The organism is Sphingobacterium sp. UBA7631 (assembly GCF_002483935.1).
Taxonomy (GTDB): Bacteria; Bacteroidota; Bacteroidia; order Sphingobacteriales; family Sphingobacteriaceae; genus Sphingobacterium; species Sphingobacterium multivorum.
Map to the genome: position 1 here is coordinate 827,322 of NZ_DLIX01000004.1, position 13,419 is coordinate 840,740.

Here is a 13,419-nt window from a genome sequence, read left to right on the forward strand (position 1 = left end):
TTTATAACTACCCTTTTTATATTTCCTTTCGATTATCGTCCGATTCAATATCGATCAATTTATTGTAAGGGTCTATGCCGACCTGTTCAGGTTTTTGATCAACAACTAGCGTCATCGTATTGTTGATTCGATCGATTTTATGCTTTTTTAGATAAAGCTCCTGACGTTTATTACCGTCTTTGCTTTTCTTATCCGAGAAAACGCCGACTTCAATATAGTCTGCCAATGGCAATGATTTCAGGGTCACACGATCTGATTTCTTAAAGGACAGTGGCTGTCCACCTTCGTCATTGTAACTCTTTTTCCCATTGCCATCTACGCGGTATTTAGAAACTTCAAATTGGATATCAACCTGATATTTACCATTCTTAAGTTTCTTAGAACTTACTTTTTCTATTTTGTTGTTATATAGGGTGATCGTTTCAAACATATCTTTAATCAGGTAACGTAAGGAATCTGGAGTCGCCTGTCTAAAACTATCCACAAACTCCGACGACGTTGTATACGGTGGGTTTTGAAACGCTGCACGTTGTAAATAAGATTGAGCTGTCCGGTTAAAAAGATCCTCGCCCAGATAATCGCTCAAGGCATACAGTACCAAGGATCCCTTTTGGTAATGAATATACATTTGATTTTCATTATACATCAACGGCTTTTCACCGAGTTTTTCGGCACTTCGCCCTTGTAAATAGCCATCGAGCGCATCTTTGAGAAACTTACGCATCTGCCCTTTCCCATATCTTCTTTCCAAAACCTTTAGCGATGAATATTCCGACATACTTTCGGACATCAATGTCGCTCCCTGCACATTGGCTCCTACCACTTGATGTGCCCACCACTGATGTGCAATTTCATGGGCTGTTACCGCGTAGGAATAATCGACTGCATCTTCCTTTTTCTCATTGACATCAGCAATAAAGCCGATCGCTTCGGAAAAAGGAATAGTATTGGCAAAGGACTGTGCGAAAGTTCCTGCTGTGCGCGGAAATTCAATAATACGTAATTGTCGATGCGGGTAAGCACTATATTCTTTCGTATAGTAAGCCAAAGAAGCTTTACTGGAAGCCATCATGCGATCCAGGTTATAGGTATGCCCCTTATGGTAATAGATCTCTAAATTAACCCCGTTCCACTTATCTTTTTTGACTTCATATTCGGCAGAATTAAAAGCAAAAAAGTTCAGGATTTCTGAATCCATCTTATACTGATAGTACTTACGACCATCTTTTTCCCATTCTTTTGTGAGATAGCCTGGAGCAATAGCCAACTGATTTTTGGCTGTGCTAACCGTAGCTTCAAAACGGATCCAATCGGCATCATTAGATATATAGTTATTCTGAAGGGCCCTTTTGTCAGTCTGTGGAGCCATTCTATCCCGGTGTGGCAGTCCGTATTTCTTTCGAATATCATTATCTACCAGCTCGCCACGGTCAAGATAGCCTATATTCGGAAAAAGCATATTGTTGATAAAAGTGCCATTGCCCTTCACAGGAGACTTTTCATTTATCCAGGTGTTGGCCGGACTAGCCGTGCTAAATTTCAATACAATAGAATCGCCCGGAGCCATAGGCTTTTCGAGTTTATAAATATTGAAATTATATTTATCGTCGGCCGATATCAATTTATTCGGCACACTTAAAGAAAAGGTATAATCGTAATCATTATAATTGACGAAAATGGAATCTATAGGCGTATTCGTCTTGTTTTTTAGCACATAGGCCGCATTCGCTTTAAAACTACGCTTATCGGGAAAAATATCTAAATTAAACTTGACATCCACGACACGGGGCTGCGGCCTGTATTGGTACTTTTTATATTTCTTCTCCCATTCCACAGCCTGTTTTTCATGATCTAAACTGGTATAATAGGGATTTTTAACATGATTTTCGTAATAGATTGCAGCACCGATGCCGATAAAGCCCACAAAGGCAAAAATGAGTATCGCCGTGGTTACCGGCCCCAAGTTCGCCTTAAAAATACGCCAACGCTCGCCAATTCCTGAAAAACTACCTCTCCGCCACAACAACAGGGCTATAACAGCAAAGAACACTGCAAAAAGTAGCCAATAAACCCGATAGGTTAAAAACGGTAGAACGTAACCAAATCCATCCATATCCGAGTAATCGAGATCCGGTCCCTGATTAAATTGATAGATCTCTTGTTCTACACCCACCATAGATAAAAAAGGTAATCCAATAAAAAGTGTCAACAACACAAAAAATCCAGCCAGGTAATTCTTGAAAAGCGTATGGACAAAAAGCGAAATGAAGAGCCACACCAAGTTTGACAGCATACCGTATACCATCAGGTGCATCACATATTGTCCGATTTCAAAATTATAATAACGATAGTATATTTGGAAGCCCATGCAGGTCACAATCACAACGGCCAGCAAGGTTAATTGCATCAAAAGAATTGCGAGAACCTTCGATCCCATAAAAGCCCAGTTGGGTACCGCTGTGGTATCCAGTAGTCCTCCCATCCGAGTAATACTTCCACGATGCACAAGAAGTCCCGTAAAAAGAAAAGTGAGGATCAGCAGGAAAAATTTAAATGTAGTCCCCGGGATCATCAGCATTTTCCAGGTCACGGGATAGGTCGACGTTCCGAATATCGAACCAATGGTACTTGCCATTAAGATAATGAACAATACCCCTACCAAAGTCAATATTAAAAACACCGGATTTTTGACAATATATTGGTAGTCATACCGTGCCATCATCCACATTGTTCTTAAATAATGAAATGTCGAAAAATCATAATTTACTTTTGGTAGATTGATTTTGAAGACACTATCAAAGTTATTTTTGGTTAAACGGGCTCCTTTTTTCGACGATTTAAAGGAAATCGAATGTTGTGAAAAAGAAAACAACACATAAAACCCGCCAATGAATAGGGCTGCGACCGCAAGCCATATTAACCGGTTATAAATAACAGCTCCAGTAAATGGCAGGTTGTTTACATTCTTCTCTTCAGGAGACCAGTATTGTGTATAATACGAGATGGCACTATCCCCAAAAGGATCGATCAATGCCCCTACGAAACGGTTGTCCATGTTGTTTGCCAGATTCTGAACCAGCACCTGAAGAATAATAAGAATCAGCACCGCAACAAAACCAACGTATACGTTTCGTGTCAATGTTACCAGCACAAAGATAATTGCACTAAAAATAATGAGATTAGGGATAACCTGCACAAGATAGGTTTGTAAATAAGCCCCAACCTGAATTGGCCCCAAAAGGGATTGATTGATGCCTGGTACAAATTGTGCAACGATAATCCCCAGGGTTGAAGCAAATACAATAACCAATACAACAGCCACCGATCCAAAGAATTTACCGAGTAGATAATCCGTTTTTGAGAAAGGGTAACTGAAAAGTATCGTATGCACCTGATATTGAAAATCCCGGTAGACGCAGGCTCCAACGATGGACGGTATCAAAAAATAGATAATAGTCGACATACCGTTGACCATGCCGTTAATTGCCCAAGGAGAATTCATCATGGTATTGGACGAAGTCGTTGCCGTTATACCGTCAAAAATACCGAGTGAAGACAGCATAATGAACAACGAAAGCGCAAAGAAGAGTGCCATATAGATGTAGACGGCCGAACTCTTAAACCAACGCGCAAACTCAAAATTAAAAATGGCTCTAAACATGGCGTTGATCATTTTTTAGCGCCACAAAATAGACATCCTCCAATTGGCCTTGAGCGTTCACAAATGATTCATCAGGACGCTCATCGCTGTACACCCGAATATTGAGCGTGTTGTCCTGATTGTAATTGGTTGAAATAACGTTATATTTTTGTGTATACTCATCCAATTGATCCCGACTGATGATACGTACCCAGATTTTACCTTCCAATTGGTCGATGGATTCTTTAGGAGTGCCCCTCAAAAGAATCTTTCCCCCATTCAGAATGGCCAACTCATGGCAGAGTTCACGCACATCATCCACGATATGCGTGGAAAAAATAACAGTATGATCGGTACCTATCTCGCGTAGCACATTTAAAAAACGATGTCTTTCCGCTGGGTCAAGCCCTGCGGTCGGTTCATCAACAATGATTAACTTAGGATCATTCAGCAACAATTGCGCTATACCAAAACGTTGCTTCATACCGCCCGAATAACCACTTACACTTTTATTGCGCACGTCCCAAAGATTGGTTACCTCAAGAACACGATTGATAATGGCATCCCGATCCGCTTTAGATTTAATTCCTTTCAATTTTGCAAAATATTGCAGCAGGTCTGATGCCGACAGATTGGGATAAACACCAAATTCCTGTGGTAAATAACCCAAAACTTTCCGTAAATCGAGCTGATTTTTGAGTACCTCAATATCACCAAAAGTAATACGCCCACTGTCGGGTTTCTGAAGTGTCGCAATCGTCCGCATTAAAGAAGATTTGCCTGCACCATTTGGCCCCAGTAGACCAAACATCCCAGGCTTGATTTCTAAGTTTACGCCATCTAAAGCTTTTACCCCATTAGAATAGGTCTTACTAAGGGTCTCTATTGATAAATTCATAATTTATTTTAACTGTTAATAATATGTTAGTATACCAAAACAAGGATATGTTACATCAATATAGTAAAAGTTAAAAACAAACGAAAATAAAAGACTCTTTGTAGACAGGACTATGGACAAAGCAACAGCATTTTACTAGTTAACTATCCATTGGAAAAAGTGCGTCTCCAGCAGGACCAAAAAATCTGGATAGGGATCAGAAAGAATGAAGAAGTCTACTGGAAACTCCGCAATAATGGCTGGGTACTACAACGAAAAGACCCACCAAAGCTACGGCTGACCTGAAAATCAACGTATTCAACCTGCATACCCAGTGCTGAGACTTTGTCGCCTAAGTAGGCAAAAATAGGATCTGTCACATAAACCTCCGGATTAATGGGCAGACCATTCGTCGCCAGCAAACTCGCCTCTTCCAAATTCACCAGGATTTTGTCCCAAGCCTTCAATTTTTGGGGTATCCCATGGATAAAGGCTTCTTCACAAACAATCATCAACCCCTCCCGGATCATACCAAGTGCACAGTCCAAATGGAGTATATTGGGATGAAGTTTTACTTCTTCAACCTGGTAGCCATAAGGATGCAATAATTTAGAAAGCCATTTGATGCCAAGACTATTCGAAGCAAGTCCAGAATTGCCAACAAAAACATGCTTTCCATAGACCAAAATATCCCCGCCCTCGATAAAGGGACCGTGCCATAGCGCAAGATCATCCTGCTCTGCTATTGCTGGTCTTGGCGCTGCTACATAAAGGCAGTCCTGTTGATAAACTTCACGTTCCAACAGATCCCGGATTGGCCATATTTCATTACGTCGCTGCATAAAACGGATGGATCCTTCAATCACAGCATGTCCAATTGTAAAAAATGGATCGCGAACAAAGAAATTGGAATAACCATGCTCTCCCCCTGCCCATTTCTCCAATGCTGTTAAATGACGGGGCCGAAACACTTCCACCCCATATTTTTCCAACACCAAAGCGAAATTGTGGCGTTCTTGTTCCCATAACCGCTGCAACTCCGGATATACTTCTCCAAAATCCTTTCCTGCATGGGTATCATCCTCCTCCAGGGCGGTCGAAGACAAAAACCGAAGATCATCCATTTTCATCATTTTGGGAAAGCCAAATTCGGAAACCGTCAAAATAACTTTCTTTAATGGCGCAAACTCATTTTCTACAAAGATCATAACACTGATTTTAGTACAATTTGCTTTTTTTTAATAGAAAAAGCAACTATTTGAAAGAGGAAACTAAATTCCCAAAACCCAGCGTACATTGAACAAATCAGTTACCTCAATAAATTTATGTGCTGTATCACCAGATTTATTTTTGATCCTTTGGGATGTAAGTTTTCCGATTAATTCCTCGCGATCAGCATTGTCCTGACAGGGAACAAATACAGCTACATAGTTTCCCACTTTCCGACCTTCATTGTGTACGAGATCGGAGCCATAGATGACAATGCGTTCGGAAATAAGAGCGGCACTCACCACAGGAGTTTCAACATAGCCTTGAAGGGGTTCTTCGAACATCTCGAAATGTAAAGTGCCCCCGAAACAAGTCTGGTAAAAGGTAAGTGCTGCCCTACAGTTTCCTGAGAATGTAATGAATATTCCGCTTTGCAAGCGTTCCATCTGCTCAACTAGCATAATTTAAATTGATTAAGCGTCCGGTATTTCAGGTTCCACAAGCTTTTTCATTTTTTCCAAAGATTCTTGCCACCCAAGATAACACATCTCCGCGGGAATAATCTCGGGAATTCCCGTCTGTTCAATCTGAAGTTCAGTGCCACAGATCACTTTACGCAAAGAAACAGTCGTAGTCATTTCACCTGGTAAATTAGGGTCATCAAAGCGGTCCACGTACTTGATAAAACCATTTGGTTCAATCTCTAGATACTCACCACCGAAGGAATGACTATGACCTGTACTAAAATTGGTGAAAGTCATTTTGAAACTTCCCCCGACTTTAAATTCCATGTGTTGTACGGTACATAGAAAACCATAAGGAGGAAGCCAGCTGGCATGTGCTATCGGGTCTGCAAAAGCACGGAACACTTTTTCAGGGCTCGCCTGAATAATTCGATGTAAAGAAACATGATTCGTTTTCATAGCTATATCGTTTATAAATAAATTACTACTGCTGGTTTTTTGTTTTACTTTTTCTATTAGGCATTATTTTAGGACAATCCAATCTAATAAGGCCTTAAACAACTGAGGTCTGATGATACGTTCCTGTGTTGCTCATATCTTTGCTGCTCAAGCGGGCTATTCTACCCTGATAGACGTAAGAAACAGCGAGTACCGCCAATATCACAATAGGCATGGCCATAAATGCAGCATTTTTGTCAACACAGGCATGACTGATAAAAGCAAATATTAAGTTAAATGTCAATCCAGCATAAGCCCATTCTTTTAATTTACCTGGAACCTGTGGTACAGCAATTGCAATAACGCCCAACACCTTACAGATGATTAATGCATAGGCAAAATAGTCGGGGTATCCCAACGGTTTTGTGCCCGCATTGATATATTGAGGAGCAAATAATAGTGTTCCAAGTGGCATTAGTCCTTCCCAGAGAACTATAAATACCGTTGCTATCCAAAAAGCAATTTTGTTCTTTTTCATTGTATAAGTCGTTTGTGTAAGTGTATAATTTCAGTTCTGATTCACCTTGAAGTCAGGAAATATTAATTCGCAGATTCTACGTAGTTTACGAAGTTATTCAGAATAGCCTCCCAACCCGATTTTTGCAGTTCAGGATCATTTTCCTGTTCCGCTTCAAATACTGTAGTTACGTTAGTTTGCCCTTCCGTTTCCGAGAAAAACGTGTTTACAGTTCTTCCATCAGCCATGGTATAAGCAATTTCCCGATATAGATTTACCGTATGGTAGGTTCCTTCGAAGTCAAACCCAAAGCTTCCGTCTTTCGCCTCCATTCTATTTTTAAAAGTTCCATCTACACGAAGGTCATTTTCACTACTTGGGCAGTGCCAGCTCGGATCTGCCGTATTCCATTGCATGATATCCACAGGATTGTTCCAAAGTTTCCATACTTTTTCTACAGGAGCGTTAATCGCGGCTTCAACTGTAATTTTTGTCTGTCTTTCCATTGTTTTTCTATTGTTTATATTGATATAACAAAGATGCAAAGGATCACAACATTGCGGCTGTTGCAAAGACGACAACTTTAGGGGTAGATTACGACAAAAACTATTTGTACCTTTATATCATAAACCAAAAATGATATGCAAATCTCTGTTTTTGTTCCCGAATACGGTACTATCGAAGGTATTACCCCTGCGTTCAGAACCTTTCATACGGCCAATGAATTTCTAACGGCCTTTGGAAAACAGCCTATTTTTGAAGTCGAATATGTAGGTTTAACGACTTACGTCCCGGCCAATAGCGGGGAGTATACCATCAAGACAAACCGACTACTACAGGACGTTCAGAAAACAGATCTGCTTATTATACCGCCTATTTTTGGCAACATAGAAAAAGGAATACGTGATAATGCCGAAGCGATCCCTTATTTCACAAAACTGTACCACAAAGGGGCTAGTCTTGCCAGTCTATGTGTGGGTGCTTTCCTGCTCGCTGAGACCGGTCTTTTAGATGGGAAAAAATGTTCGACACACTGGGCACATATCGAAGAGTTCAAGGAAAAATACCCCCACATTGAAATTGAAGATGGTGCCGTGATCACTGAACATGAAAATATCTACAGCAGTGGTGGCGCGAGCAGTTTATGGAATCTGATCCTCTATTTAGTGGAAAAGTATGCCGATAGGGAAACAGCCGTACTCATAGCCAAATATTTCGCACTGGATATCAGCCGGGATAATCAATCGCAATTCGCCATATTCAGAGGCCAACGTAATCATGCTGATCTGGATATCCAACAAGCTCAAGACTATATCGAGAAGAAGTACGAGGAGAAAATTACAGTCGAAGAACTGGCCAATCATGTCAATATTGGGCGGCGAACATTTGAACGGAGATTCAAAGAAGCAACCAATAACACGCCTGTTGAATACCTGCAACGCGTACGCATCGAAGCTGCAAAAAAGTTCTTCGAAGCATCACGAAAAAACGTCTCTGAGGTCATGTATGATGTAGGTTATACAGATACAAAAGCCTTTCGAGATATTTTCCGAAAAATTACTGGCCTTACACCAATAGATTATCGAAACAAATTTGCCAAGGTGACCGCCGATGTTGCCATCGAGCAATAAGCTTTGATCAACAATAAAGCCACTCAGGGGAGTGGCTTTATCATTGATCGCATTTCTTACTTTTATTTTAACATCATTTCCCGGATATACTTCACCGGTGAATTGCCAAAGCTCAGGAATTTTTCATTGAACGCCTTCAAATTAAACTGTTTTCCTTCTTTTTGCTTCACAGCTTCCCTAAGATCATAAATTTCTTTATATCCCGTAAAGTAAGATGTCAACTGCACGCTGCTCACCGACACACGTTTCCATTTTCCGGCTGCTTCAGCCTGCTGTTGAAACGCTTCATCAACCAACAAATGCATGGCGTCTTTTTCACTCATATTTTTCACATGGACGCTATAATCGAGTATCGCATTGCAAACAGTACGCAGATGCCATTTGTACCACATTAACCACATTTCTGGAGCATTGTCTCCGTAACCATTTTCGAGCATCATTTGTTCGGTATAGACAGCCCAGCCCTCAATCATTGCACCATTTCCTAAAATACTCTTGATGAGACTCGGCGATTGGTTGGCATACACCAATTGGGTATAATGGCCTGGAATAGCCTCGTGGATATTGAGTATCTGTAAAATGTAATGGTTATACTCCCGAAGGTAACTTTCCGTTGCCTCTTTCGTCCAACCGGTCAGACTGCCCACATTGTAATAGGTATTTCCGCCTTTATCGTATGGACCAGGTGCACTGATTGAAGCTCCTGCAACACCAGCCATATAAGCAGGCTCTTTACGCACCACGAGCGGCTTGCTATCATCGATGTACAATAAATCCTTTTGTTTGACAAATGCAACCAGCTTCGGTATCTGTGCTTCGATAGCTGATTGAAACTCTTCTGCTTTGACATGTTTGACAGACAGGGTGTCGATCATTTTTCGAATGACAAGCAAACTATCGGATGGCAAGGACGATTTTCCAAAATATTTAGGCCACAGCTCTTTGCTAATTTTATACATCTCTCTGTGTAAATAGCTTTTTCTTGCTAGAGCAGCCTGATAAATCTGTTCTGCCGTTGAACCCGATTGGATATCGAAATCAAATTTCTTGTCATAAAGTTCTTTTCCTAGTCTAAAACTTCGTGGAGAAGGGTTAGGTGTCACTTTTAAAAATTGAACATATCCGTTAATCGCCGCAATAGCTTGTTGTGAAGCCTTCTGGATGGCATCCTTTTCTGATGTCGGCAGATCGGATTTTTTAAGTGAATCCCGTAAATCGTTTTCGAACACAGATAAACCACCCAAATTCTGTTGAATGGCCAAATCGGTCAAGACCGTGGCCGGATTTTTAAGCTGTCCTTTCGCCGCCTCATAGTAGGCCGGAATCTTCGTCAACCGATGATATATCGCTTTAAGTCTGGTCGATAAAGGCGCATAATTCTCGGCAAGCATAAAAGCGATCGTCCCACCAACATTGTACGAAGAAGGATTCCACTCATACGCGCGCTCTTTTTCAATCGCCCAAATATTGGATTCAAGATAGTTTTGAATCAGATGATAATCTGTTTGCTGAGAAAGATTCAACGTACTCAGATCAAAATTTTTAAGGCTGTCCAAATGTCTTTTCGAAAACTCCAGTCGTAGTTTTTGCGCATCAGCATCAGGTATGGTCAACAAGGAATCATACTGATGGAATCCGACCTGGGTAGCCCATTCCGGATTTTCCTTCCAAAGCTGTAGAATAAAGCGGTCCTCATACGATTTAAACTTTTCATTCGCAGCAGTATCAACAGTAGATTGTCGGTCCTGAGTTCCCGATCCACAGGAAGCCATTAGGCCCAATCCAAAGATAGCAAGGGTATATGTTATAAGTTTCATTGGAGTATTTTGCCTAAAATTAACATTATTGTTGATGAATTTCAGCATTTTACTCCAATAATTTACAACTATAACCAGGTATGAAATTTCCGAATAAACCAATTTTTCACCCACTGCGTCATTAAACAATAGCAGATCAAAATGCCGATAAGCCATGGAAAATAAGTTAGGGGCAGTGCCTCCATTTTTAAAGCAGCAGCAAATGGTGTAAACGGCAAAACAACACCGATAATCATCATCAAACTCGTCAACGCCACAACCGGCGCTGCAGCCCAGCTTTGAATAAAGGGTATTTTCTTGGTTCTTATCATATGGATAATCAATGTTTGTGAAAGCAATCCCTCCACAAACCAACCAGTCTGAAAGAGTGTTTGATCCGATACGGTATTGGCCTTGAACACGAAAAACAATACTGCAAAAGTGGCAAAATCAAACAGTGAACTTATGGGACCAATAAATAACATAAACTTAGAGACACTGCCAGCGTCCCATTTCTTTGGCTCGACAATAAATTCCTCATCCATACTGTCCCAGGGAATAGCTATCTGCGATATATCATAGAGTAGATTCTGAATAAGCAGATGCACGGGCAGCATTGGAAGAAATGGAAGAAAAGCGCTAGCACCAAGCATACTGAACATATTGCCGAAATTGCTGCTCGCCGTCATCTTGATATATTTAATGATATTGCCAAAAGTTCTACGCCCGTAAATAACCCCTTTTCGCAGCACCATAAGATCCTTTTCCAAAAGAATGATATCTGCGCTTTCCTTGGTGATATCGACAGCCGTATCCACGCTGATACCGACATCAGCCTCCTTAAGTGCCGCTGCGTCATTGATGCCATCGCCCATAAACCCAACCGTATGCCCCTTTTCCCTTAATGCCTTCACAACACGAACTTTTTGGAGCGGACTTAATTTCGCAAATACCGACACCCGATCAACACATTGATTTAGCTCGCTGTCCGTGATGCTATCTAATTCATTTCCATTGACGATCCGATCCACCGGAATGCCGACATCCAGACAGATTTTGCGTGTAATAATCTCATTGTCTCCAGTCAGTACTTTAATCGCAATCCCCAATTTCTGCAAGGCTTCAATCGCAGGCTGTGACGATGGTTTGGCCGGATCCAAAAAGCCAATAAATCCGGTCAACGTCATTTTCGCTTCATCTGCAACAGCATAGGTCAACGGGTGACTACCTTCAAATTCTCGGATAGCAACCAATAAAACACGTAGCCCTTCCTCATTCATCTTTTTTGATGTTTTCAATACAATTTTACGCATCGTATCGTCCATCGGTACTGTACGGTCATTTTCGACATGCAGGCTACGGTCATCTCCCGGATCAAAAGCATGTGTACATAACTCAAGCATTTCCTCTACGGCCCCTTTACAGATCAATAGGTGTTTGCCATTATGCTGTTTGAGGACCACAGACATCCGTCGCCGCTGAAAATCAAATGGAATCTCGTCAATTTTCAAATATTGATCCTCCACTTTCAGGTAATCGTGCAATTCGACATGTTCCAGCACAGCCTTATCCATCAGATTCTTCAGGCCAGTCTGATGAAAACTATTGAGATAGGCCCATTTGAGTACCTCGTCATCTTCGACACCGTAGACGTTCAGATGTTTTTCCATGACGATCTTGTCCAATGTCAATGTTCCTGTTTTATCCGTGCACAGAATATCCATGGCACCTATATTTTGGATGGAATTTAGCCGCTTGACGATGACTTTACGTTTGCTCATATTGACAGCACCCTTTGCCAGGTTAGCGGTGACAATCATGGGCAGCATTTCGGGTGTTAAACCTACAGCAACAGCAATGGCAAACAGTAGCGCTTCCGTCCAGTTCCCTTTCATCAACCCATTGATCAAGAAGATCAGCGGAACCATGACCAGCATAAAACGGATCAATAAAAAACTCACCTTATTTATCCCCTTATCAAAACTTGTTTCGGGACGTTCACCCGTAATCGATTTGCTGATACTTCCAAAATAGGTGTAGCTTCCTGTCGTTACAATCAGGGCTGTCGCCGATCCACTAACGACATTGGTCCCCATAAAACAAATATTACAAAGTTCAACAGGTGATTTATTCCCTGCATCCCGGATCGGCAAATAATTCTTCTCTACAGGAACCGCCTCTCCGGTCAGCATACTTTCACTCACAAAAAGATCCTTACTCTGAATAATACGGCAATCTGCAGGAATCATATCCCCTGCGGAAAGGTATACAACATCTCCCGGCACCAGCTCAACAATAGGAATCTCTCTTTTGCCTTTAAATTTCCGCAATACTGTCGCCGTAGTTTTCACCATACTTTTTAATTTTTCTGCGGCGGCATTACTTCGATACTCCTGTACAAAACGAAGCAGTGCACTGACCAAAATCATAATGGACACCACAACAACTGTTTTATAATCCCGTTCGCCAACCTTCGGAAGCCCAACATCGATAATAAAGGAAACAGTGGCAATCAATAACAGAATATATATAAAGGGGTTAGCAAAAGATTTCAATAGCTGCACATACCACTTTGGGGCCTTTTGATGTTTCACCTCATTTAAACCAAATTTCTGTTGACGCTCCGCAGCCATTTCATCTGTAATCCCTTCTCTGCTCGTTTCTAACATCGCGCAGGCAAGTTTTTCATCCTGACTGGCCACCCCCTGCAATTTGGTCACAGTCCCTACATTCATTCCATTGGAACTGATCATATTGTGCAATGGATTCCTTGTTGTTTTATTGTTCATTTTAATCATAACCCTATAGCCCGTTTCATGTTAATTTCCGTAAACCCAATTCGTATTA

General features: G+C 41.2%; 10 protein-coding genes. 1 reads left to right on the forward strand and 9 read right to left on the reverse strand.

What is annotated here, in order from left to right; all coding sequences use genetic code 11:
• Positions 1 to 16: 16 nt before the first annotated feature.
• The 7 genes from B3P16_RS08245 to B3P16_RS08275 form a co-directional block, all read right to left on the reverse strand.
• Entirely contained in the window at positions 17 to 3,661 is a 3,645-nt protein-coding gene (locus tag B3P16_RS08245; protein WP_286842356.1) for a M1 family aminopeptidase, read from the reverse strand.
• Positions 3,654 to 4,538, reverse strand: a complete 885-nt coding sequence (locus B3P16_RS08250; RefSeq protein ID WP_286753253.1) for an ABC transporter ATP-binding protein — start codon at positions 4,536 to 4,538, stop codon at positions 3,654 to 3,656. Before B3P16_RS08250 ends, B3P16_RS08245 begins: the two co-directional genes overlap by 8 nt.
• A 215-nt stretch (positions 4,539 to 4,753) precedes the next feature.
• On the reverse strand, positions 4,754 to 5,725 hold the full coding sequence (locus B3P16_RS08255) for a dimethylarginine dimethylaminohydrolase family protein (RefSeq protein WP_286842359.1): 972 nt from the start codon (positions 5,723 to 5,725) through the stop codon (positions 4,754 to 4,756).
• A 63-nt stretch (positions 5,726 to 5,788) separates the two neighbouring features.
• Positions 5,789 to 6,187 carry a glyoxalase gene (locus B3P16_RS08260; RefSeq protein ID WP_112375658.1) on the reverse strand — a complete coding sequence of 133 codons (399 nt, stop codon included), beginning with the start codon at positions 6,185 to 6,187 and terminating at the stop codon, positions 5,789 to 5,791.
• A 12-nt stretch (positions 6,188 to 6,199) separates the two neighbouring features.
• Entirely contained in the window at positions 6,200 to 6,649 is a 450-nt protein-coding gene (locus tag B3P16_RS08265) for an SRPBCC family protein (RefSeq protein ID WP_046672128.1), read from the reverse strand.
• A gap of 94 nt (positions 6,650 to 6,743) precedes the next feature.
• A complete protein-coding gene (locus B3P16_RS08270; protein ID WP_286753250.1) occupies positions 6,744 to 7,166 on the reverse strand; it encodes a DoxX family protein in 423 nt (140 codons plus the stop codon).
• 62 nt (positions 7,167 to 7,228) lie between these two features.
• Positions 7,229 to 7,651, reverse strand: a complete 423-nt coding sequence (locus B3P16_RS08275) for an SRPBCC domain-containing protein (protein WP_112375656.1) — start codon at positions 7,649 to 7,651, stop codon at positions 7,229 to 7,231.
• A gap of 135 nt (positions 7,652 to 7,786) precedes the next feature.
• On the opposite strand from B3P16_RS08275, the gene B3P16_RS08280 reads away from it, so the two are divergent.
• Positions 7,787 to 8,776, forward strand: a complete 990-nt coding sequence (locus B3P16_RS08280) for a GlxA family transcriptional regulator (RefSeq protein ID WP_046672125.1) — start codon at positions 7,787 to 7,789, stop codon at positions 8,774 to 8,776.
• A gap of 62 nt (positions 8,777 to 8,838) precedes the next feature.
• On the opposite strand, the gene B3P16_RS08285 is transcribed toward B3P16_RS08280, so the two are convergent.
• On the reverse strand, positions 8,839 to 10,593 hold the full coding sequence (locus B3P16_RS08285) for a DUF885 domain-containing protein (RefSeq protein ID WP_286753249.1): 1,755 nt from the start codon (positions 10,591 to 10,593) through the stop codon (positions 8,839 to 8,841).
• Between the two features lie 68 nt (positions 10,594 to 10,661).
• Positions 10,662 to 13,361 (reverse strand): magnesium-translocating P-type ATPase, encoded by a 2,700-nt coding sequence (gene mgtA / locus B3P16_RS08290; RefSeq protein ID WP_286842366.1) that lies wholly within the window; start codon positions 13,359 to 13,361, stop codon positions 10,662 to 10,664.
• Positions 13,362 to 13,419 lie beyond the last annotated feature (58 nt).

Bases quoted from the DNA above. Each gene is read 5' to 3' on its own strand.
- B3P16_RS08245 (WP_286842356.1), bottom strand. From the start codon at position 3,661: ATGTTTAGAGCCATTTTTAATTTTGAGTTTGCGCGTTGGTTTAAGAGT.
- B3P16_RS08250 (WP_286753253.1), bottom strand. From the start codon at position 4,538: ATGAATTTATCAATAGAGACCCTTAGTAAGACCTATTCTAATGGGGTA.
- B3P16_RS08255 (WP_286842359.1), bottom strand. From the start codon at position 5,725: ATGATCTTTGTAGAAAATGAGTTTGCGCCATTAAAGAAAGTTATTTTG.
- B3P16_RS08260 (WP_112375658.1), bottom strand. From the start codon at position 6,187: ATGCTAGTTGAGCAGATGGAACGCTTGCAAAGCGGAATATTCATTACA.
- B3P16_RS08265 (WP_046672128.1), bottom strand. From the start codon at position 6,649: ATGAAAACGAATCATGTTTCTTTACATCGAATTATTCAGGCGAGCCCT.
- B3P16_RS08270 (WP_286753250.1), bottom strand. From the start codon at position 7,166: ATGAAAAAGAACAAAATTGCTTTTTGGATAGCAACGGTATTTATAGTT.
- B3P16_RS08275 (WP_112375656.1), bottom strand. From the start codon at position 7,651: ATGGAAAGACAGACAAAAATTACAGTTGAAGCCGCGATTAACGCTCCT.
- B3P16_RS08280 (WP_046672125.1), top strand. From the start codon at position 7,787: ATGCAAATCTCTGTTTTTGTTCCCGAATACGGTACTATCGAAGGTATT.
- B3P16_RS08285 (WP_286753249.1), bottom strand. From the start codon at position 10,593: ATGAAACTTATAACATATACCCTTGCTATCTTTGGATTGGGCCTAATG.
- mgtA (WP_286842366.1), bottom strand. From the start codon at position 13,361: ATGAACAATAAAACAACAAGGAATCCATTGCACAATATGATCAGTTCC.